The 21,729-nt window shown below is 71.6% G+C and carries 18 protein-coding genes and 2 tRNA genes; 10 read left to right on the top strand and 10 right to left on the bottom strand.

What is annotated here, in order from left to right:
- Positions 1–64 precede the first annotated feature (64 nt).
- The 4 genes from E2C06_RS03960 to E2C06_RS03975 form a co-directional block, all read right to left on the bottom strand.
- Complete coding sequence (locus tag E2C06_RS03960; RefSeq protein ID WP_133287267.1) at positions 65–2,182, bottom strand: molybdopterin-containing oxidoreductase family protein; 2,118 nt, start codon at positions 2,180–2,182, stop codon at positions 65–67.
- Positions 2,183–2,239: 57 nt separating this feature from the next.
- A complete protein-coding gene (locus tag E2C06_RS03965) occupies positions 2,240–3,892 on the bottom strand; it encodes a hypothetical protein (RefSeq protein WP_133287268.1) in 1,653 nt (550 codons plus the stop codon).
- 76 nt (positions 3,893–3,968) lie between these two features.
- Positions 3,969–4,043, bottom strand: a tRNA-Asn gene (locus E2C06_RS03970).
- Positions 4,044–4,113: 70 nt separating this feature from the next.
- Positions 4,114–4,187 (bottom strand) — tRNA-Cys (locus tag E2C06_RS03975).
- A gap of 140 nt (positions 4,188–4,327) precedes the next feature.
- On the opposite strand from E2C06_RS03975, the gene E2C06_RS03980 reads away from it, so the two are divergent.
- From E2C06_RS03980 to E2C06_RS03995, 4 genes are all read left to right on the top strand, one after another.
- Positions 4,328–4,984, top strand: coding sequence for a protein-L-isoaspartate O-methyltransferase family protein (locus tag E2C06_RS03980; protein WP_133287269.1), 657 nt, complete (start codon positions 4,328–4,330; stop codon positions 4,982–4,984).
- Between the two features lie 241 nt (positions 4,985–5,225).
- Positions 5,226–6,686 (top strand): TolC family outer membrane protein, encoded by a 1,461-nt coding sequence (locus E2C06_RS03985; RefSeq protein ID WP_133287270.1) that lies wholly within the window; start codon positions 5,226–5,228, stop codon positions 6,684–6,686.
- Positions 6,686–7,300 (top strand): DUF2497 domain-containing protein, encoded by a 615-nt coding sequence (locus tag E2C06_RS03990; protein ID WP_241671107.1) that lies wholly within the window; start codon positions 6,686–6,688, stop codon positions 7,298–7,300. The genes E2C06_RS03985 and E2C06_RS03990 overlap by 1 nt, the downstream gene beginning before the upstream one ends.
- A gap of 52 nt (positions 7,301–7,352) precedes the next feature.
- Positions 7,353–10,055 (top strand): valine--tRNA ligase, encoded by a 2,703-nt coding sequence (locus E2C06_RS03995; RefSeq protein WP_133287271.1) that lies wholly within the window; start codon positions 7,353–7,355, stop codon positions 10,053–10,055.
- 6 nt (positions 10,056–10,061) lie between these two features.
- Here the strand turns inward: E2C06_RS03995 and E2C06_RS37355 are convergent, their stop codons facing one another.
- Together E2C06_RS37355 and E2C06_RS37360 are read right to left on the bottom strand one after the other, a co-directional pair.
- On the bottom strand, positions 10,062–11,045 hold the full coding sequence (locus E2C06_RS37355; RefSeq protein WP_165982194.1) for a Bug family tripartite tricarboxylate transporter substrate binding protein: 984 nt from the start codon (positions 11,043–11,045) through the stop codon (positions 10,062–10,064).
- Positions 11,046–11,134: 89 nt separating this feature from the next.
- Positions 11,135–11,668, bottom strand: coding sequence for a hypothetical protein (locus E2C06_RS37360; RefSeq protein WP_165982195.1), 534 nt, complete (start codon positions 11,666–11,668; stop codon positions 11,135–11,137).
- A gap of 219 nt (positions 11,669–11,887) precedes the next feature.
- Between E2C06_RS37360 and ilvD the strand changes: the two genes are divergently transcribed.
- The 3 genes from ilvD (at position 11,888) to E2C06_RS37365 (ending at position 14,176) form a co-directional block, all read left to right on the top strand.
- Positions 11,888–13,606, top strand: coding sequence for a dihydroxy-acid dehydratase (gene ilvD, locus E2C06_RS04005; protein WP_133287273.1), 1,719 nt, complete (start codon positions 11,888–11,890; stop codon positions 13,604–13,606).
- A gap of 106 nt (positions 13,607–13,712) precedes the next feature.
- A complete protein-coding gene (locus E2C06_RS04010) occupies positions 13,713–13,910 on the top strand; it encodes a hypothetical protein (RefSeq protein ID WP_133287274.1) in 198 nt (65 codons plus the stop codon).
- Positions 13,911–14,002: 92 nt separating this feature from the next.
- Positions 14,003–14,176 (top strand): hypothetical protein, encoded by a 174-nt coding sequence (locus tag E2C06_RS37365; protein WP_165982196.1) that lies wholly within the window; start codon positions 14,003–14,005, stop codon positions 14,174–14,176.
- Positions 14,177–14,206: 30 nt separating this feature from the next.
- Here E2C06_RS37365 and xth read toward each other — a convergent pair whose 3' ends face one another.
- Both xth and E2C06_RS04020 read right to left on the bottom strand, forming a co-directional pair.
- Entirely contained in the window at positions 14,207–14,977 is a 771-nt protein-coding gene (xth, locus tag E2C06_RS04015; RefSeq protein WP_133287275.1) for an exodeoxyribonuclease III, read from the bottom strand.
- Between the two features lie 45 nt (positions 14,978–15,022).
- Positions 15,023–15,373, bottom strand: a complete 351-nt coding sequence (locus E2C06_RS04020; RefSeq protein ID WP_133287276.1) for a HesB/IscA family protein — start codon at positions 15,371–15,373, stop codon at positions 15,023–15,025.
- 131 nt (positions 15,374–15,504) lie between these two features.
- Between E2C06_RS04020 and E2C06_RS04025 the strand changes: the two genes are divergently transcribed.
- The gene (locus E2C06_RS04025; RefSeq protein WP_133287277.1) at positions 15,505–16,662 is read left to right on the top strand and encodes a deoxyguanosinetriphosphate triphosphohydrolase; all 1,158 of its coding nucleotides are present in this window, start codon (positions 15,505–15,507) and stop codon (positions 16,660–16,662) included.
- Positions 16,663–16,665: 3 nt separating this feature from the next.
- On the opposite strand, the gene E2C06_RS04030 is transcribed toward E2C06_RS04025, so the two are convergent.
- Positions 16,666–18,873, bottom strand: a complete 2,208-nt coding sequence (locus E2C06_RS04030; RefSeq protein ID WP_165982197.1) for an ATP-binding protein — start codon at positions 18,871–18,873, stop codon at positions 16,666–16,668.
- Positions 18,874–18,964: 91 nt separating this feature from the next.
- Between E2C06_RS04030 and E2C06_RS04035 the strand changes: the two genes are divergently transcribed.
- Positions 18,965–19,615 (top strand): YidB family protein, encoded by a 651-nt coding sequence (locus tag E2C06_RS04035; protein ID WP_165982198.1) that lies wholly within the window; start codon positions 18,965–18,967, stop codon positions 19,613–19,615.
- Between the two features lie 12 nt (positions 19,616–19,627).
- Here E2C06_RS04035 and E2C06_RS04040 read toward each other — a convergent pair whose 3' ends face one another.
- Positions 19,628–20,170: an MOSC domain-containing protein gene (locus tag E2C06_RS04040; RefSeq protein WP_133287280.1), complete on the bottom strand. Its 543-nt coding sequence runs from the start codon at positions 20,168–20,170 to the stop codon at positions 19,628–19,630.
- A 67-nt stretch (positions 20,171–20,237) separates the two neighbouring features.
- Between E2C06_RS04040 and E2C06_RS04045 the strand changes: the two genes are divergently transcribed.
- The gene (locus E2C06_RS04045; protein WP_165982199.1) at positions 20,238–21,608 is read left to right on the top strand and encodes an MmgE/PrpD family protein; all 1,371 of its coding nucleotides are present in this window, start codon (positions 20,238–20,240) and stop codon (positions 21,606–21,608) included.
- The last annotated feature ends 121 nt before the right edge of the window (positions 21,609–21,729 follow it).

Raw genomic sequence — 21,729 nt, forward strand, 5'->3', positions numbered from 1 at the left:
ACTCGTCGCGCGGAGGGTACCGACTCACAGGAATAGATGAGGGGGCCGGGGGAGAATATACCTTCTACTCCGCCGCCAGGCTCTCCACCGCCGCCACCGCTGGCCGCACCCAGACCGCCGTGTCGTGGAAGACCGCGCCGCCCTTGGGCGGGCCGGGGTCGTCGCTGACCAGCAGGTTGATGCCGACGCCGCCCTCGAAATCGGCATTCGGCCAGACGCTCTCGACGATGACGACGCCTTCTTGCTGGCCCTCGGCCAGCTTGGCCGTTACCACCACCTCGCCGCGCGCATTGCCGAGCCGCACCCGGCCGCCATCGGCGACGCCGAGCCGTTCGGCATCGCGCGGGTGCAGCATCGCCTTGGGCTCGATCTCGCGCTTCCGCGACCCCGGCGTCTCGGTAAAGGTGGTGTTGAGGAATTGCCGCGCCGGCGCGGTCACCATGCGGAAGGGATGGTCGTCATCCGCCGCGTCGATTGCCGCCATGTGGTCCGGCAGATCCGGCATGACCGTGTGGTCGGGGCCGATCGCCGCCCAGTCCGGGGCGAAGTGGAACCTGCCGTCCTTGTGGCCGAAGCCCTCGATGAAATGCGATTCGGCGAAGCCCGGCTGCACGTCCAGCCAGCGGCCGGCGGCAATCTCGTCCCAGCCCGGCCAGCCGGAGGCGCGGAGCGTCGCATCGGCGATCTCCCGCGCCGTCATGTCGAAGCCGCGGTGACGGGCGCCGAGGCGCCGCGCAAGCCCTTGCAGCACCTCGTGGTTCGAGCGGCATTCGCCCGGCGGCTCGACCAGCTTGGGGCCGAGCTGGATGTGGCTGTGGCCGCCGGCCTGATACAGGTCGTCGTGCTCCACGAACATCGTCGCCGGCAGCACCACGTCGGCGTATTTCGCCGTCTCGGTCATGAACTGCTCGTGCACGCAGGTGAAGAGGTCGTCGCGCAGGAAGCCGCGGCGGACCTTCTCGCTGGCGGGCGCCACCACTGCCGGATTGGTGTTCTGGATGAGCAGCGCGGTTACCGGCGGTCTCGCGCCGAGGTCGCACCGGTCGCCGGTCAGCACCGCGCCGATGCGGCTCTGGTCGAGGATGCGGATCCTGGGGTCGCGGAGGTCATGCCCTTCGATCAGCGACTTGTCCCAGTGGTAGATCGCCCGGTTGCTCCAGAAGGCGCCGCCGCCCAAGTGGCGCCACTTGCCGGTCACCGTCGGCAGGCAGGTGACGGCATGGAGCGAGGCGGCGCCGTTGCGGCTGCGGGAGAAGCCGTAGCCGCAGCGGATGTAGGCGCGCTCGGTCCGGCCATAGAGCGCGGCGAAGGCCTCGATCTCGGCGACGCTCAGCCCGGTGATGGCGCTGGCCCAGTCCGGGCCGCGTGCCGCCAGGTGCGCTTCCAGCTCCGCCGGCGCGTCCGACAGCCGCGCCATGTAGTCGCGGTCGGCATGGCCGTCGCGGAAGGCGACGTGCATCACCGCGCAGGCCAGCGCGCCGTCGGTGCCCGGCCGCACCGCAAGGTGCATGTCGGCCGCCGCGGCGGTGCCGGTGCGATAGGGATCGACGACGACGAGCTTCGCCCCGCGCGCCTTCCGGGCGCGGGTGACATGGGTCATCACGTTGACCTGAGTCGCCACCGGATTGCCGCCCCACATGACGATCAGGTCGGACTCGGCCATCTCGCGCGGGTCCGGGCCGCCGTACTTGCCGACGCCGGCGATCCAGCCGGCCTCGCAGAGCGCGGTGCAGATGGTGTTGAGCTGGCCGGAATAGCCCATGGCATGGCGCAGCCGGTGGATGCCGTCGCGCTGCACCAGACCCATGGTGCCGGCGTAGTAGTAGGGCCAGACCGTCTCCGAGCCGTGCTGCGCGGTGCGTTCCATGAAGGCGGCGGCGACGCGGTCCAGCGCTTCCTCGAAGCCGATCTCGCGGAACTGGCCGGACCCCTTCGGCCCGGTCCGCAGCAGCGGGCGCGTCAGGCGGTCGGGGTGGTGCACCCGCTCGGCGTAGCGGGCGACCTTCGCGCAGATCACCCCGGCGGTGTAGCTATTGGCCTCGGCGCCGCGCACGGCGCCGATGCCGCGCCCGAGCCCGGCCTCGTCGCGCCGCACCTCGATCTCGAGCGCGCAGGTCGAAGGGCAGTCATGCGGGCAGACGCTGCCCTGGTAGTCGCCGCCAGTGGTGCTCGCCGTCGTCATGCCCGCCGTTCCGCCTCGCCCGAAGCGACGCAGCATAGGCAGCGCAGGGGGAGCCCGCTACCGGTCCTCCGGCCCGCTCCATTCCATCCGTTGCAGGTCGAGCGCGCAAAGCCCGGTGACCCCCCAGGCCTTGGCATAGGCCTCGACCGCCGCACGGTAGCCGGGATCGTCCGGGATGCCGTCCGGCCAATGCGGCGGATTGAAGGTGGAGATGCCGTTGACGGTGGGGACATGCCTGGCGGCGGCGACGATCATCGCCTCGGCATTGTGGTTGTAGGGATCGGCCACCGCCTCGCCGAACCGGCTCTCGGTCCTTGCGGCCGAGACGTAGAAGGCGCGGCAGGCCGCGGGCGGCGGCGGCACCGCGGCCAGCCGGCCAGCCTCCAGCGGCCGGTCGAGGAAGCGGGGCGCGTAGCCGTTCAGCTGTTCCAGCAGCAGCACGGCCGCCACCAGCGCCACCGGCAGCCGCCCCCAGCGGCGGGAGGCCAGGAAGGCCAGCGCCAGCAGGATGACGCTCGGCGTCAGGAAAAGCTGGTAGCGCGCGACCACCCGCGGCGCCTTGGCGCCCGGGACATACTGGTAGACCAGCGACCAAGCGGTGTTGCCGTCGACCTGAATGGTCAGCAGCCAGGTCGCCAGGCTCGCCAGGCCCAAGGCCCGGAGCAGCGCCAGGCGGATCGGGGGCAGGGCGGGGCATCGTGCCAGCCAGACGAGCGCCGCCGCATAGGTTCCCAGCAGCAGCGGCGGCAGACCGGTCATCCGCTCGCTCCAGGCCGGGAAGCCGGGGCGGAGGGCGTCGTTCAAGGCCCGCACCAGCCAGCCCCATAGGAGGTTTTCCGGCCCGACATTCACCATGTCGAGCGGCTCCGGCGCGTTGCGGACGACATCGGCCCAGGGGTGCATGCCGGTCTCGGCGGCCTTAGGCAGGTAGAGCGCCAGGAAGGGCAGGTTCACCAGCACGGCCAGCGCCAGCAGCCCGGCCAGCGGCCAGGCCTCTGCCCGAAGCGCACCGGCCAAGTGCCGCCGCGCCGCGCCACCAGCCACCAACAGCCAGGCCAGGAGCAGCGCGGCGCCGAGGAAGGCGCTGTACCAGGCCATGTAGAAGCCGGTCATCAGGCAGGCGGCGAACAGGACGCAGAACCCGCCGCCCCAGCCGAGCAGGGCGCCGCGCCGGCCGTCCCAAAGGCCAAGCAGCGCGCCATGCGCCAGCAGCGCCAGCAGCGGCACGAAGGAGACGCTGAACAGCTGCACATGGCTGGCGCGGATGAAGAGGTTGTTGCTCAGCGTGAAAAGCGCCGCCGCGAGCAGCGCCCAGCCGAAGCCGAGGCCGAAGACCTGCCGCGCGAGCGCCAGGGTGGCGGCGAATCCGATCGCCCGGGTCGCCACGTTCACCAACTCGCCCGACAGGAAGGGATCGGCGCCAAGCGACCGGAAGGCTGCATGCAGCAGGCCGAACAGCAGGTAGCCGTCGTTGTAGCCGAGCGTCGCCGGGACCGGGACGAAATAGGCGGTGCGGTCCCAGGGCTCGATCCCGCGCAGCACGTTGTACCAGTGCTCGAGGATCGAGAGCGCGATCACCCCGTCATGCCGGTCGCCCAGCAGCAGGGTGAAGCCGTCGCCGAGCTGGCCGCGGAAGAAGACGCCGAGGCAGAGCGCGCCGCAGAGCACCGCCGCCACCGCGCGTCCCATCCTACCGTCGCTGCGACTCATGCCGTTCCCCCGCTACACGCAGCCGGAAGGAAGCGCGGCCGCACAGCCGTGTCATGGCCGAAATGGGGAGAAAAGATGGCTCCGGCGGTTGGATTCGAACCAACGACCAACGGATTAACAGTCCGCTGCGCTACCGCTGCGCCACGCCGGATCAGCCAAGGGAGCGGGCGTATAGCAGGGCCGCCACGCTTTGTAAGCCCCCGAAGGACGATTTCCTCTCCTGGAGGTCCGGGGCGGAATTGAACCGCCGTAGCAGGTTTTGCAGACCTGTGCCTGACCACTCGGCCACCGGACCGCCTGAGAGGGGATCACCCCGGGCGTGCGCCTCTTTGGCGCCGCGCCCGGCGGAGGTCAAGCGTGCGCCGCAACACGCCGGCTTGGCGAGGCGGCGCGAGGGACACTATAAACCCGCGGCCCCGAGAAGGTATCGGCTTCATGGACTATGCGGATGCGCGCAAGCGCATGGTGGACGGGCAGCTTCGTCCCAACCGGGTGACCGACCCGCGCGTGCTCGACGCGATGCGCGAGCTGCCGCGGGAGGATTTCCTCCCTGCCGGCGCCCGGGCGCGCGCCTATTCGGACGAGGACGTGCCGCTGCCCGGCGGCCGCAGCATGGTCGCGCCAATGGTGATAGCCCGGCTGGCGCAGGTCGCCGCGGTGCGGCCGGGCGACCGCGCCCTCGTGGTCTGTGCCGGCACCGGCTACGGCGCCGCGGTGCTGGCCCGGTGCGGCGCGCGGGTCACCGCGATCGAGACCGACGCGGCCCTGGCGGCGATCGCCGGCCGGGCACTGGCGGCCAACCTGCCGGCCGGCGCGGTGCGGATCGAGCCGGGGCGGCCGACCGAGGGCTTTGCCGCCGGCGCGCCCTACGACGTCATCCTGATCGAGGGCGAGGTGCCGGAGATGCCGGCCACCATCGCCGAGCAACTCGCCGAGGGTGGCCGCCTGGTGACGGTGCTCGGCAATGGGCGGCGCGGCGGCGTGGCGGTGCTGGCGCGGCGGATCGGCGGCGCGGTGAGCGTGACCCCGGTCTTCGACTGCGCCACCGTCGCCCTGCCGGAGTTCCAGCCGGCACCAGGCTTTGTATTCTGAAGGTTTTGCCGCGGCCTCCGTCGCCGCGGACGGGTCACGAAGGGTTCACCCATTCTTGGGCTAACCTGGGATGGGCATCCCGGTCCGCGGCTGCGCCGGGGATGACCGGTATGTTGCATTCGGTTTCGGCGGCCGGCACCGCTCTTGTTCCAGGCGTGCAGTGCGGTATGGCAGTTTCACTTGGCTCGGCTAGTTTGGGAAGTGACTGGCGGCCCCGCCGCGACGGAAGGACATGGCTACGATGACACCGATTCGCCCGGCCCTGGCGTTGGCTACCGCGCTCCTGGCGCCGGCAATCCTGTTCCTCGGCACGCCGCGGGCGATGGCCCAGACCCTCTCCGAGGCGATGGCCCAGGCCTATGCCAGCAACCCCTCGCTGCTGGCCGCGCGGGCCAACCTGCGCGCGGTCGATGAAAACGTGCCGCAGGCTCTGGCCGGCTGGCGGCCGACCGTCAGCGTAACCGCCTCCGCCGGGCCGCTCGACGGGCGGGCGCGGACGCTGCAGACCTTCCCGGACCCGAACGGCGTCCCGAGCATCGAGAACAACTTCAGCCCGCGGAACCAGCGCGGCGTCACCACGCATATCGAGCGGCAGCTCTTCACCAGCCAGGTCACCGTCACCCAGCCGATCTTTCGCGGCGGCCGCACCGTCGCCAATACCCGACGGGCCGAGAATCAGGTGCTCGCCCAGCGCGCCCGCCTCCTCACGCAGGAGCAGCAGGTGATGTCGGACACGGTGAATGCCTTCGTCAACGTCATCCTGTACCAGGAGATCGTCCGGCTGCGGGTGAACAACGAGCAGGTGCTGACCGAGCAGCTGCGCGCCACCAACGAGCGCTTCCGGGTCGGCGAGATCACCCGCACCGACGTGGCGCAGGCGGAAAGCCGCTTGGCCAATGCCCGCTCGCTCCGGTCGCAGGCCGAAGGCCAGCTGCAGATCACCCGGGCGACCTACCTGCGCGTCGTCGGCACGACGCCGTCGCAGCTGGTGGCGCCGCAGCCGCTGCGCCCGCCGGTCGTCAATGCGCAGGAGGCCGGGCTCGCCGCCGCGACCAACAACCCGGCCGTCGTCGCCGCGCTGTTCGACGAGGCCGCGGCGCGCGACGCCATCGACGTCCAGATGTCGCAGCTCTATCCGCAGGTGTCGGTCCAGGGCCAGGCCTTCCGTTCGGACAATTCGACCGGAAACCACACCCGCATCACCGGCGCGCAGGTGCTCGGCCAGGTGACCATGCCGCTCTACCAGGGCGGCTCGGAATACTCCGTCATCCGTCAGGCGCGGCAGTCGGCACAGCAGGCGCGGCAGCTGGTCGACGACCAGCGCCGCACCGTGACCCAGCAGGCGGCCCAGGCCTGGGAACAGCTGCAGAGCGCGAAGGCGCAGGTCGAGGCGCAGCGGGCGGCGATCCGGGCCTCCGAGATTGCCCTCGACGGCGTGCAGCGGGAGGCAATCGTTGGCAGCCGCACCACCCTCGAGGTGCTGAACCAGGAGCAGGAGCTGCTGGGCAACCGGACCGACCTGGTGCAGGCGCTGGCGACCGTGGTGTCGCAATCCTATACCCTGGCCGGCGCGGTCGGCCGGCTGACGGCGCAGGATCTCGGCCTGGACGTCGACCCCTACGACATGCGGGCCTACTACAATGCGGTCCGCAACCGCTGGTTTGGGCTGGGCGACTACTCGAACGTCGCGGAGAAGCGCTGATGGCCGAGGAACGCCCTGGAACGCCCGATGCGGTGCCGGCATCCGGCGCGACCGCCGATCCGAGCATGGAGGACATCCTGGCCTCCATCCGCCGGATCCTGAGCGAGGATGAGGCGAGCCCGGCGCCCCAGCCGGAGGCCGGTGCCGGTGCAGCCCAGCCGGCGGTGACCCCGGCCGAGGACGAGCCGCTCGACCTGACCGAGGAGATGCTGGTCCCGGCCCCCGCCCCCTCCGCACCGGTCCCCGTCGCTCCGGTGGTCGATGCTTCGCCGCCCCCGGCGGTGGTGGCTCTGCCGGTCGCCGAACCGGCCCCCGAGCCCGCCGCCCCGCCGGCCGCGGAGCCCGCCGGCGCGCCGGCTTCGCCGCCGGAGGACCGGGCGCTGCTGGGCGCCGCTGCCGCCGCGGCGGCCGCCGCCTCCGTCGGCAGCCTGTTGCGTGCGGTCGCCGCCGACCGGTCCAGCTCGGTCCATCGCGGCGGCCCGAGCATCGAGGACGTGGTGCGCGAGGAGTTGCGGCCGCTGCTGAAGGACTGGCTGGACGCGCACTTGCCGCCGCTGGTGGAACGCCTGGTCCGGGCCGAGATCGAACGGGTGGTCGGCCGCGGGCTCTCCTGAACGCGACCATGCCCCCTTGACGGGGGGCGGGCCGCGGAACACGGATGCGCCCATGCTGGACAAGACCCTGAACCCCGGTGCCTTCGAGACCCGCCTCTACGAAGGCTGGGAACGCTCGGGCGCCTTCGCCGCCGATCCGGCGAGCAACGCCGTCCCCTTCACCATCATGATCCCGCCGCCCAACGTCACGGGCAGCCTGCATATCGGCCACGCGCTGACCATGACGATCCAGGACACCCTGGTGCGCTGGCGGCGGATGCAGGGCCGCGACGCGCTTTGGCAGCCGGGCACCGACCATGCCGGCATCGCCACTCAGATGGTGGTCGAGCGCCTGCTGGCGGCCGAGGGCAAGCCGGATCGCCGGGCGATGGGCCGCCAGGTCTTCACCGACCGGGTCTGGCAGTGGAAGGCCGAGAGCGGCGGCACCATCACCCAGCAGCTTCGCCGGCTCGGTGCCAGCCTCGACTGGCCGCGCGAGCGCTTCACCATGGACGAGGGGCTCTCGGTCGCGGTGCGGGAGGTTTTCGTCACCCTGCACAAGCAGGGGCTGATCTACCGCGACCGCCGGCTGGTGAACTGGGACCCCAAGCTGCTGACCGCGATCTCCGACCTCGAGGTCGAGAGCCGGGAGATGAAGGGCAGTCTCTGGTACCTGCGCTACCCGGTCGAGGGCAAGCCCGGCGAGTTCATCACCGTGGCCACCACCCGGCCGGAGACGATGCTGGGCGATACCGCCGTCGCGGTGCATCCGGAGGATGCGCGCTTCGCCGCGCTGGTCGGCAAGCGCGTCATCGTGCCGCTGGTCGGCCGGGCCATCCCGGTGGTGGCGGACGAATACTCCGACCCGGAGAAGGGCACCGGCGCGGTGAAGATCACCCCGGCGCACGACTTCAACGATTTCGAGGTGGGTCGCCGGCACGGCGTGGCGATGCCGACGGTGCTCGACCCCGAGGCGCGGGTGAGCCTGGATGAGATCGCGGCCGACCTGCGCGCGGTCGAGGGCGTCGCCGATCCGGACTTCGTCCGCGGCCTCGCCGGCCAGGACCGCTTCGTCGCCCGGAAGGCGATCGTCGCCAGGCTGGAGGAACTCGGCCTGCTCGAGAAGGTCGAGCCGCATAGCAACCAGGTGCCGCACGGCGACCGCGGCGGCGTGCCGATCGAGCCGCGGCTGACCTGGCAGTGGTACTGCGATGCCGGGACGCTGGCGAAGCCCTGCATCGAGGCGGTCGAGACCGGCCGCATGCGCTTCGTGCCGAAGCAGTGGGAGAACACCTTCTTCGCGTGGATGCGCGACATCCAACCCTGGTGCGTCTCCCGCCAGCTCTGGTGGGGGCACCAGATCCCCGCCTGGTACGCGCCGGACGGCACCATCTTCGTCGAGAGGACCGAGGACGAGGCGAGGGCCGCGGCGCGGGCGAAGTTCGGTGCGGAGGTCGCGCTGGAGCGCGACCCCGACGTGCTCGACACCTGGTTCAGCAGCGCGCTCTGGCCCTTCAGCACGCTGGGCTGGCCGGAGCGGACGGCCGAGGTGGCGCGCTACTACCCCGGCGACGTGCTGGTGACCGGCTTCGACATCATCTTCTTCTGGGTCGCCCGGATGATGATGATGGGCCAGCACTTCATGGACGGCCAGGTGCCGTTCAGGGACATCTACATCCATGGCCTCGTCCGCGACGAGAAGGGCCAGAAGATGTCGAAGTCGAAGGGCAACGTCATGGACCCGCTGGAGCTGATCGACGCCTATGGCGCCGACGCGCTCCGCTTCACCATCTGCGCGCTGACCGGGCCGGGCCGCGACGTGAAGCTCGGCCGCAAGCGGGTCGAGGATCACCGCAGCTTCGTCACCAAGATCTGGAACGCGTCGCGCTTCCTCGAGATGAACGGCGTCGCGCCAAACGCAACCTGGGACCCGGCTTCGGCGACATCGCCGCTGGCGCGATGGATCCTGGATGCGGCGAATCGCGCGGTGGCGGAGGCGACCACGGCGCTCGAGGCCTATCGCTTCGACGACTATGCCAGCGCGTGCTACCGCTTCGTCTGGAACAGCTACTGCGACTGGTTCATCGAATTCGCCAAGCCGGTGCTGAACGGCCCGGACGGGGCGGAGAAGGACGAGGTGAAGGGCGCGGCGCAGCACGTGCTGGGCACCATCCTGCGGCTGCTGCACCCGGCCATTCCCTTCGTCACCGAGGAGCTCTGGGACCACTTCGGCTATGGGCCGGACTACAGCCTGATCCGGGCACCCTGGCCGGAGGCGGTGGCGGTGGCGGAGGCCGAAGCGGCGCGGGAGGAACTGGACTGGGTGGTGAAGCTCGTCTCCGAGGTCCGCACCATGCGGGCCGAGATGAACGTTGCGCCCTCCATCACCACGCCCCTGCTGCTGCGCGACGCGACGCCGGAGAGCCTGGCGCGGGCGGCGCGCTGGATCGAGGCGATCCGCCGGCTCGGCCGGGTGACCGAGATCGCGCCGCTGCAGGGCGATCCGCCAAAGGGCGTGGCGCAGGTCGTGGTCGGCGAGACGACGGTGATGCTGCCGCTCGAGGGCGTCATCGACTTCGCCGCCGAGCGCACCCGGCTGGCCAAGGCCCGCGGCGCCGCCGAAGGCGAGATCCGCAAGGTTCAGGCCAAGCTCGGCAATCCCGACTTCGTCGCCCGCGCCAAGGAGGAGGTGGTCGAGGAGAACCGCGAGCGCCTCGTCGCCTTCCAGGCGGAGATCGCCCGGCTCGACGCGGCGCTGGCGCGGATCAGCGCCTGACCCTGGCTATCCTGCCGATGCGCCACTGAGCTTCACCAGTTGGCGCATCAGCGGTTCCTGCGCCCGGGTATAGGCGGCATAGTCCTCCGGTCCCGCCAGCCAGGGCGTCGCGCCGTTCTCGGTGAAGACCCGCACCACCTCCGGGCTCTGCAGCGCGCGGTGCGAGAGCTCGGCGATGCGTAGCACCATGGCCTGCGGCAGGCCGGCCGGCGCGACCATGCCGTTCCAGCTGGTCAGGTCGAAGCCGGGCAGGAATTCCGCCATGGCCGGCACGTCCGGCAGCACCGGGCTGCGCTCGGGGCTGGTCACCGCCAGGGCCCGCACCTTGCCGTCGCGGATGCTGCCGTAGGGGCCGGCCAGGTTGTCGAAGATCGCCTGGACCTGCCCGGCCATCAGGTCGACCAGCGCGGGCGCGCCGCCGCGGTACTGCACGAAGGGCATCTCGGTGCCCGTGCGCTGCTTGAACAGCTCGCCCGAGAGGTGCGGCGTCGTGCCCGCGCCGCCGGTCGCGTAGTTGTAGCGGCCGGGATTGGCCCGCAGCAGCGCGATGAACTCCGGCAGCGTCCGCGCCGGGACCGCGGTATTCACGATCAGCACGTTGGGCTGGCGATAGAGGCCGGTCAGGTGCGTGTAGTCGCGCGCGGGGTCGTAGGGCAGGCTGGGGAAGAGCGAGGGCGCGATCGCCAGGTTGGCGGCGCCGCCGAGGCCCATGGTGTAGCCATCGGGCCGCGCCTTGGCGATCGCGTCGCTGCCCACGGTGCCGCCGGCGCCGGTGCGGTTCTCCACCACGAATTGCTGGCCGGTGATCTGCGTCATCGCTTGGCAGAAGGCGCGCGACAGGATGTCGTTGGCGCCGCCAGGGGCGTAGAGGTTGATGTAGCGCACCGTCTGGCGCGGCCAGTCGCCGGCCGTGGAATTGCTTTGGGCGAGCGCCAGGCCCGGCACGGCAAGTCCGGCGGCGAGCAGCAGGCGGCGGGTCGGCTGGGGCATCCTGGGTCTCCCTCGGCGCGGCTCTGCGGCCGTCTCCGCGCCCAGTCTGCGGTGCCCGTGGCCCGCGATGCCAGCGGAAAGGGCCAGCCTCAGCGCCGGCCACGCGGGGCGGCCGGCGGCTCGTATTGGAAGGTGCCGCAGCTGCCGGGATCCTCGGCCCCCTTGGGTAGCGCGGTGCCGCTGAAGGCGGCCAGCGAGCGGCCCTGGCCGGGCGCGGTATTGCCGATCGGCGGTGGCTGCCAGACCGCGATGGTGCGGACCGGCCGGCCGTTGCTGCACAGCCGGCCGCCGCGCAGCAGCACGGGGTTGCCCGGCTCGGTCACCCTGTAGAGCGTGGCAGTGACGCGCTGGCCATCGGCGAGGAAATCCGGAACCTCGCCCGCCGGCTCCAGCGGCAGCGAGGCGCGGTTGGCGAAAGTGATGCGGTCGGGGGCGAGGGTGATCCGCCCGGTGATCGCCATGGCCGTGGTGCTCGTCGGCTCCCAGACCTCCGGCTCGGGCGCCGGGAGCTGGCCCGGCAGTGGTGCGGGCGCCTGGCCAGGCACCGGCCCGGGCACCTGGCCCTGGGCGGTGCCCATTGCGATCCATGCGGCGCAAAGCGCCGCGATCCACCTGTCCGCCATGCTGCGATCCTCCCGTCCGTTCCGCCGATCCTAGGGCCGGGGCGGTGGGCCGCTGCGGCTCGGACGCGTCACGAGGGCGTGGGCGCGCGCCCTTCGCGCCGCCCGGTCGTCCCTTGGCAACACGGCCCCGGGAAACTTAAGGTTTCCAAGGGCCATTCGGCCCCAAGCGGGCGGTGCAGCGGGGCACGCCCCGTCGCGGGCCCGGCGTGGAGGATGACGATGACCAAGTGGGACAAGTCGAAGCTGCCCAGCCGCCACACCACCGTGGGGCCGGACCGCGCGCCGCATCGCAGCTACTACTACGCCATGGGGCTGACCGAGGCGGAGATCGACCAGCCCTTCGTCGGCGTCGCCACCTGCTGGAACGAGGCCGCGCCCTGCAACATCGACCTCTCGCGCCAGGCGCAGAGCGTCAAGCAGGGCGTCAAGGAGGCCGAAGGCACGCCGCGCGAATTCACCACCATCACGGTGACCGACGGCATCGCCATGGGCCACCAGGGTATGAAGTCCTCGCTCGCCTCGCGCGATGCGATCGCCGATACGGTGGAGCTGACCGTGCGCGGGCATTGCTACGACGCGCTGGTCGGGCTCGCCGGCTGCGACAAGTCGCTGCCGGGGATGATGATGGCCATGCTGCGGCTGAACATCCCCTCTGTCTTCATGTATGGCGGCTCGATCCTGCCCGGCAAGTACAAGGGGAAGGACGTCACCGTCGTCGACGTCTTCGAAGCGGTCGGCCAGCACGCCGCCGGCAACATGTCGGACGAGGAGCTGCACGAGCTGGAATGCGTGGCATGCCCGAGTGCCGGTGCCTGCGGCGGGCAGTTCACCGCCAATACCATGGCGACGGTGAGCGAGGCGATCGGCCTGGCGCTGCCCGGCTCCGCCGGCACGCCCGCCCCCTATGAGGAGCGCGACCGCTGGGCCGTCGAATCGGGCAAGGCGGTGATGAACCTGGTGAAGCTCAACCTCCGCCCGCGCGACATCGTCACCCGCAAGTCGCTGGAGAATGCCGCGGTCGTCGTCGGCGCCACCGGTGGCTCGACCAATGCCGGGCTGCACCTGCCGGCGATGGCGCATGAGGCCGGCATCGACTTCACCATGGACGACGTGGTCGCGATCATGCGCCGCACGCCCTATATCGCCGACCTGAAGCCGGGCGGGAAATACGTCGCCTTCGACGTCTACAAGGTCGGCGGCATCCCGGTCATCATCAAGGCGTTGCTGGATGCCGGTCTGCTGCACGGCGACTGCATGACGGTCACCGGAAAGACGCTGGCGGAGAACCACAAGGACGTGGTCTTCCCGCTCGATCAGGACGTCATCTTCCCGGTCAGCAAGGCGATCTCCACCACCGGCGGCGTGGTGGGGCTGAAGGGCAACCTGGCGCCGGACGGCGCAATCGTGAAGATCGCCGGCATGAAGACCCTGCGCTTCGAGGGCAGCGCGCTCTGCTTCGACAGCGAGGAGGAGGCCTTCGCCGCAGTCGACCAGCGCGCCTACAAGCCGGGTGACATCATCGTCATCCGCTACGAGGGCCCGAAGGGCGGTCCCGGCATGCGGGAGATGCTCTCCACCACCGCGGCCATCTATGGCCAGGGCATGGGCGAGCAGGTGGCATTGATCACGGATGGGCGGTTCTCCGGCGCCACGCGCGGCTTCTGCATCGGCCATGTCGGGCCGGAGGCGGCGGTGGGCGGCCCGATCGCGCTGCTGCGGAACGGCGACCGGATCGTGATCGACGCGGAGAAGGGCAGCATCGACACGCTGGTGCCGGAGGCCGAGCTGGCCGCCCGCCGCGCCGCCTGGCAGCCGCGCCGCACCGACTACAATGCCGGCGCGCTGTGGAAGTATGCGCAACTGGTCGGTCCGGCGCATCTCGGTGCCGTCACCCACCCGGGCGGCGCGGCGGAGACGCATGTCTATGCCGATCAGTAGCCCGGCGATGGGGCAGGGGTGACGCAATCGTAAGGGGGGGCAACGCGGTTCCGCCCGCGTTTCGCCGCAAGCCCGGTGTTTCATCACCGATCGAAGGAGCCCCCCGATGCGTTCGCTGCGTATCCTGCTGCTGCCCGTGCTGGCCGCCCTCGGCGGCTGCGTGGCCTATCCGGCCGCCCCGGCCTACTACCCGCCGGCGGCCAGCGTCTACGTCGCCCCACGGCCCTACTACGCGCCGCGGCCCTATGGCTACGGCTATGGCTACCGTCCCTATGGCTATGGGTACGGCTATCGGCGCTGGTAGCGCCTCACGCTGACGTTGCCTTTCCGGCACGCGACCGGAAGGCGGGTACTTCGTTGTCGGATGGGATTGGTCCAGCAAAGGAGGCACCCGCCATGCGTATCCTGTCCGCCATTGCCATGCTCGCCGCCGGCTTCGCGGTCACCGCCTGCACCTATGTCGAGCGGGAGCGCCCGGCGCCCGCGCCGGTGGTCGTGCAGCAGCCGGCCCAGCAGCCCATGGTGCTGCAGTCGCCGCCGTCTACGGTCACTGTCCGCCCGAGCTACTGACGGCAGGCCGCGCCCCGGTCGGCGCTGGCATCAGCGCAGGTCGCACCAGACCGGGGCGTGGTCGCTCGGCTGCTCCTCGGCCCGGGCGGCGACGTCGACGCCGCACTCGACCAGCCGCTCGGCCAGTTCCGGGCTGAGCAGGATATGGTCGATCCGCAGGCCGCGGTTGGATTCGAAGGCCGGGCCATAGTCCCAATAGGTGAAGGCTGCATCCGACGGATGCAGGGCCGCGAGCGCGTCGGTCATCCCGGCATGCAGCAGCGTCCGGTAACGCGCGCGGGTTTCCGGCCGGACCAGCGCATCGGTCGCGGGCAGGGCTCCCGGCGAGAGATCGGCATCGGTCGGGCACACGTTGAAGTCGCCCAGGACCGCGACGGGTGCAAAGGCGTCGAGCCGCACCTGCAGCCACTCGCCCAGCCGCTCCATCCAGCGCAGCTTGTAGGCATAGCCGTCCTCACCGCCGGAATTGCCGTTCGGCAGGTAGATCCCGGCGACCTCCATCCCGGCGGCGCGCACCGCGACGAAGCGGGCATGGGAATCGCCGTCCTCGCCCGGCAATGCCTCGGCCGTTACCTCGAAGGGGATGCGGCCCAGGACCGCCACGCCGTTGCGGCCGCCGGGCTGGCCGACGGCGCGCATCTCGTAGCCGGTGCCGGCAAGCTCGATCGCCGGGAACTCCTCCGTCCGGCACTTCAGTTCCTGCAGAAAGACGAGGTCGGGACTATGCCGCGCGAGGAAGCGCTGCAGGTGCGGCACGCGCCGGCGGATCGAGTTCACGTTGAAAGTGGCGAGGCGGGTCATCCCCGCAGCATCGCCCGTCCGGCCGGCTTTGGTAAGGGCGTGCCCTCAGGCCACCGCGAAGCTGACCCCGCAGCCGCAGCCGGACACCGCCTGCGGGTTGCGGACCACGAAATGCGCACCGATCAGCGCCTCGTTCCAGTCGAGCTCGGAGCCGGCCAGCAGGTCGAGCGAGACCGGGTCGACGAAGACCCGGGTGCCGCCGGCCTCGACCACCAGGTCGTCGGCGGCGGGCGCGTCCTCCAGCTCGAAGCCGTACTGGAAGCCGGAACAGCCGCCGGCACTGACCGAGACGCGCAGCCCGGCCCCGGGCTTGCCCTGCCGGCGCGCGATATCCGCCACCTGGGCGGCGGCGCCGGGGGTGACGCGGAAGCGGGGCAGGTCGGAACCGTCGGGCATCGCTCTCTCCTGGCAGCCGCGCCCACGGGCGGGCCGCCGCAAATCATGGCCCGGAAGATAGGGCAGCGGGGCCCGGATTTCCAACCATCCCCGCGGTTGCGGCCCGGGATGGGGGCTGTTAGGCAATCCGGATGACCAGCGAGGCGCGCGCGCCCTGGGCCGTCCAGCCCTCATCCTCCCGCGGCCGGCTGCATGCCGAGCCGGGCGGCGACGCACGCTCCCCCTTCCAGCGCGACCGCGACCGGATCATCCATACCGGGGCCTTCCGGCGGCTGCAGTACAAGACCCAGGTCTTCGTCTTCCATGAGGGCGACTACTTCCGCACCCGGCTGACCCACAGCATAGAGGTGGCGCAGATCGCCCGCGCCATCACCCGCCGGTTGCAGCTGGACGAGGATCTGGCGGAGGCGCTGGCGCTGGCGCACGACCTCGGCCACCCGCCATTCGGCCATGCGGGCGAGGAGGCGCTCGACAGCCAGATGCGGCCCTATGGCGGCTTCGACCACAATGCCCAGTCGCTCAAGGTCGTCACCCTGCTCGAGGCCCGCTATGCCGCCTTCGACGGGCTGAACCTGACCTGGGAGACGCTGGAGGGCTTGGCGAAGCACAATGGCCCGGTGCGCCGCCCGGCCGGCTACCTCGCGGATTACAGCGCCGGGCATTCGCTCGACCTCGGCACCCATGCCTCCGCCGAGGCACAGGTCGCGGCGCTGGCCGACGACATCGCTTACAACAACCACGACCTCGACGACGGCATCCGCGCCCGGCTCTTCACGATCGAGGAGGCGGCCGCCCTGCCGCTGATCGGCGATGCTTACCAGGAGGTGCGGGCCAGCTACCCGAACATCGCCCGCGACCGGATGATCACCGAGACGGTGCGCCGGGTGATCAATGCCATGGTGCAGGACGTGGTCGCCGAATCGGCGCGGCGGATCGAGGCGATCGCCCCGCGCAGCGCCGACGACATTCGCGCCGCGGCCGAGCCGGTGGTCGCCTTCTCGGCGCCGATGCTCGAGGCGAACCTGTTGATCCGCGACTTCCTGTTCCACCGCATGTACCGCCACTGGCGGGTGAACCGGGCGATGCAGAAGTCGAAGCGGGCCAGCCAGATGATCTTCCAACTGCTGCATGGCGGGCCGCAGATGCTGCCGCAGGAATGGCGCGACCGGGCGGGGGAGCCGGGCTCGGCCCAGGCGGCGCGGGTGGTCTGCGACTACATCGCCGGGATGACCGACCGCTACGCGCTCGAGGAACACCGGCGGCTGACGGACCCGAACATCCCGGGATAGGGGTCAGGCCACCGCCTCCAGCCCCGCCGCGCTGCGCACCGCGCCGTCCAGCTCCTCCATCCGGAACGGCTTCCGCAGCAGCGCCCGCACGCCCAGCGGCTTGCCGCCGGGCAGGCCGGCCGCATAGCCGGTGATCATGATCACCGGCAGCGCCGGCCATTGCCGCCGCACCGCCAGCGCCAGCTCGGCACCGTTCATCTGCGGCATGGCGTAATCGGTCACCACCACCCGCAGGTCGCGCCGCTGGCCGAGCACGATCAGCGCCTCCTCGCCGTCGCGCGCCTCGGCGACCTCATGCCCCATCTCGCGCAGCGCCGCCGCGGTCGCCAGCCGGGCCAGGGCGTCGTCGTCCACCAGCAGCAGGCTGCAGCCGGCGCCGCCGGCCGCCGCCCGCGCCTGCTGGGCCGGCCGCTCCTCGGGCAGCGCCGGCGCCTCGGCGCGCGGCAGCCAGAGGCTGACCGTGGTGCCGATCCCCGGCCGGCTCTCGATCTGCATGTCGCCGCCGGAGCCGGTGACGAAGCCATGCACCATGGACAGGCCCAACCCCGTGCCCTTGCCCACCGCCTTGGTGGTGAAGAAGGGCTCCAGCACCCGCTCCAGCACCTCGGGTAGCATGCCGATGCCGGTATCAGCGACCGAGAGCACGACATAGTCGCCGGCCGGGGCGGCGCCCTGCGGGGCCGCCAGCCTCGCGTTGCGGGCGCCGATCGTCAGCGTGCCGCCCTGCGGCATGGCGTCGCGCGCGTTGATCGCCAGGTTCAGCACCGCGAGCTCGGCCTGGGTCGGGTCGACCATGGCAGCGGCGATGTCCGGCGCGATCGCGGTCTCGATCGCCACCGGCGCGCCGACCGCCTTCTGCAGCAACTCCCCAACGCCGGCGATCAGCGCGCGGGGATCGACGGGGCGGGGCTGCAGCGCCTCCCGCCGCGAGAAGACCATCAGCTGCCGGACCAGCTTGGCGCCGCGGTCGACTGCCTGCAGGCTGGCATCCACCACCTTGCGGGAGGCCTCCGGCACCCGCGGTGCCAGCAGGAAGAGCCCGCTGCGGATCGCCTGCAGCAGGTTGTTGAAGTCGTGCGCCACGCCGGCGGTCAACTGGCCGACCGCCTCAAGCGTCTGCGCCCGGCGCAGCGCTGCCTCAGCCTGTTCCCGCCGCGCGCTCTCCGCCGCCAGCTGTTCCGCCATCTCGCGCCAGCGGCCGGAATCCTGCCGCTGCTCGCGGTACTGCCGCACCGTCATCAGCGCCATGCCGAGCAGCGCCGCGGCGGCGAGCATGGTATAGAGGCCGAGCAGCGTCACCCTTTCGCGCCATTCCTGCAGCACGGCGGTTTTCTCGACCGAGAAGACCAGGTGCAGCGGGTAGTCGCGCACCTGGCTGAAGGCGCTGACCCGTTCGACGCCATCGATGCCGGAGATCCCGGCGAAATGCCCGTCCCGCTGCACCAGGGCGCTGCGGAGCAGCAGGCCGTCGGTTGAAACCCATTCCGGCAAAGTCGCGCTGGGCCAGCGGGTGACGACGCGCCCGTCGCTGCGCACCAGGGTGACGACGTAGCGGGTATTCGGCGCATAGCGGGCCCAGAAGGCGCTTAACTGGCTGACCGGCAGGCCGATGCGCAGGATGCCGTCGAAGCTGCCGTCGGCGGCGACCCGCCGGCGGCTGAGGGTGATCTGCCGCGGCGTCAGCGCGGTCTCCGGCAGCACCGCGACATGGGTCCAGCTCTGCCGGCGGCGCAACGCCGCGAAATCCTCCTGTCCCGCCAGGCTGTCGTCGCGCGCCGCCGGGAAGCGGGTGGTGGTCATCCGCACCCGGCCGGTGGCATCCGCCAGGGTGATGTCGGTCGGCTGTCCGAGATCGGCGGCGACCCGCAGCAGATAGGTCCAGAGCCGACTGTCGCGGCCGATCTCGTCCCAGCTGCGGCCCTCGGTCTGCCGCATCACCTCCGACAGGACCAGCTCATTGGTCTCTAGCACCCGGGCGGCATGCTCGTGCAGCACGGCGATGGTGCGGTCCGCGGAATGCCCGGCATCCTGCATCGCCTGCTGCCGTTCGCCGAAGGCGGTCCAGCCGAACAGCCCGAGGGGCAGGAGGACCGACAGGCAGACCAGCAGCACCTGGACCAACGCGTGGCGGCGCTGCCCGGGAGGAGCGCCGGCAGGGGTGCCGGGCCGCGGGATCTTGGTGGGGCAGTCCGATACCCGGCTACGAAGCATGGTATACATTCTAGCATTCACGCGCCCGTGTGCCAATTCATTCGGCACCGGATGCGTTGGCACCCCGACGCAGACAACGGAGCATGCCAGGATGAGCGATCTTTTTTCCGGCGGGTCGGGCAACGGCCATACGGGTGGCCTGGGCGGCGGCCTGCCGAACGGAGTGAAGCTGGCGGCGGTGGCGCTGCTGATCCATCAGTTGATGAAGCACCGGCAGGGCGACGCGATGCCGCAGCCGGAAGGCGGCGGTGGCCTCGGCGGGCTGCTGGGCGGGCTGTTTGGCGGCGGCGCCAGCGGGCCGGCCAGCCAGGGGACCAGCCAGGGCGGCGGGTTTGGCGGCGGCATGGGTGGCGGTCTGGGCGGGGTGCTCGGCGGGCTGCTCGGGAGCGGCGCCGGCGGCGGCCTGCTCGGTGGCCTCGGCGGGCTGCTCGCCGGGCTGCGCAACCATGGCCTTGGCCAGCAGGTCGACAGCTGGGTGCAGCCCGGCACGAACCAGCCGGTCTCCCCGCAGGAGCTGGAGCGTGGCTTCGACCCGCATGAGCTGGACGAGGCGGCGCAGCGCGCCGGCACCGATCGCGGCACCCTGCTGCAGGAACTCAGCGCCATGCTGCCGCAGGCCGTGGACCGCATGACGCCGCAGGGCCGGGTGCCGCAGCAGGAGGCGGATCTGGGCGGCGGCGGCATCGGCGGGCTGATCGGCAGCCTCCTCGGCCAGGGACAGGACCCGGCGCGCCACCGCTGACGGCGGATTCGGTCAGACCGGCAGGAGCGGCCGGTGCGGGCGGGGCGGCAAGGTCACGCCGATCCGGTCGCCCGGCCGCACCACTCCGCCCGCCAGCACCACCGCCATGATCCCGGCCCTGCGGACCAGCCCGCCATCCTGCGCGCGGTCCAGCATCGCCGCGGTCAGGCCGGCCTGGAACCGGTCAAGCTGGGCACAGGGATTGCGCAGCCCGGTCACTTCGATCTCGGCCGTTCCGCCGAGCCGAAGCCGGGTACCGGCCGGCAGGCCGAGCAGGTCGAGGCCGCGGGTCAGCAGGTTCTCCCCCACGTCACCGGGCCCCAGCGCGAAGCCGCGCCCGGCCAGCTCCTCCAGCAGCTCCGCATGCAGCAGATGGACCTGGCGTAGGTTCGGCTGCGTCGGGTCGCGGGCCACGCGCGAGCGGTGCTTCACTCGCTCGCCCGCATGCGCGTCTCCGGCCACGCCAAGGCCGGCCAGCAGGGTGATCTCCGGCGCGACCGGCTTGCTGAAGTCATGCGAGGCGCTCCGCGCCACCGCCACCACCACCGGATCCATCCCGCATTCCCCAAACCCATCGCGGGTGGGATAGCAGCTTCCGCCGCGTCCCGGCATCATGCCCGGCATGAGCCAGCCCGACGCCGCCCATCGCCTTGCCGCCCATGCCGCCGGGCTGCGCTTCGCCGGGCTTCCACCGGAGGTGGTGGAGAAGGCCAAGATCTTCATCCTGGACACGCTCGGCGTCGGCATCGCCGGCAGCAGCGTGCCCGAGGCAGCGCCGCTGCTGGCCACCGCGCGTGGTTGGGGGCAGAGGACCGGCGCCGCCGTCTGGGGCACCGCCGAACGCTTGGCCCCGAGCGCCGCCGCACTGGTCAATGCCTTCCAGATCCACTGCCAGGAATACGACAACCTGCATGAGGGCGCCGTGCTGCACAGCATGGCGACGCTGTTGCCGGTGCTGCTGGCCGAGGCCGAGCTCCGCGGCGGCGCCTCCGGCCAGGACCTGATCACCGCCGTGGTGGCCGGCGTCGATGTCGCCTGCAGCCTCGGGCTCGCGGCGCGGCAGGGCTGGCGGTTCTTCCGCCCGGCGACCTCGGGCGGCTTCGGCGCGGTGGCCGGGCTGGCGCGGCTGCGCGGCTTCGACGCCGCACGCACCCTGGCTGCCTTCGGAATGCAGCTCGGCCAGGCCAGCGGCACCATGCAGGCGCATGCCGAGGGCAGCCCGCTGCTGCCGCTGCAGATCGGCTTCAACGCCCGCGCCGCGATCCAGAGCTGCGACCTGGCGGCGGCGGGCTTCCCCGGCCTCGACGCACCCTTCGAGGGAACGTTTGGCTATCTCCCGCTGTTCGAGGGCGCCTGGGACTGCGCGCCGGTGCTGGCCGAACTCGGCCAGGTCTGGCGGGTGACCGAGCTGAGCCACAAGCCCTTCCCGAGCGGCCGGGCGACCCACGGCGGCATCGATGCGGTGATGGCGCTGCGCGCGGCGCACGGCTTCGGGCCGGAGGATGTGGAGGCGATCACGGTCGCCGCGCCGCCGCTGATCAACCAGCTGGTCAACCGCCCGGCTTTGCCGGCGCCGACCGCCGCCTATGCACGGCTCTGCCTGCCCTTCGTCCTGGCCAAGCTGCTGCAGCATGGCCGGATCGAGCTGGCGCAGTTCCGCGGCACGGCGCTGGCGGACCCGGCGACCTACGCCCTGGCGCGGCGGGTGACGGTGACCCGGGTGGAGGATGCGAACCCGAATGCCCTGCTGCCGCAGCAGGTGGAGGTGCGGCTGCGCGACGGGCGGGTGCTGTCGCACCGGGTGGAGGCGATGCTGGCCAGCCCGGCACGGCCGCTGTCGCGCGAGGCGCAGCTGGCGAAGTTCCATGGCTGCTGGGCGCATGCCGCCGCGCCGCTGGAACCGTCGGGCGCCGGGAGTCTGGTCGGGATGATGGACGTGCTGGAAGCGCTGCCGGATGTGCGCGCGCTGCTGGCGCCGATGACGCCGGGCTGAGGAAGGCAGGCCGGGGCGGAGGTATCCTTCCCGGATCCTTCGTCCATGCTTGCAAATCGGTTTCCGTCGCACGGCGGGTGCCGAGCCCAGGGACTGGCAGGACGGGGCCCGGACCTTGGGC

Origin of the sequence: Dankookia rubra (assembly GCF_004355005.1) — a bacterium.
Taxonomy (GTDB): Bacteria; Pseudomonadota; Alphaproteobacteria; order Acetobacterales; family Acetobacteraceae; genus Paracraurococcus; species Paracraurococcus ruber_A.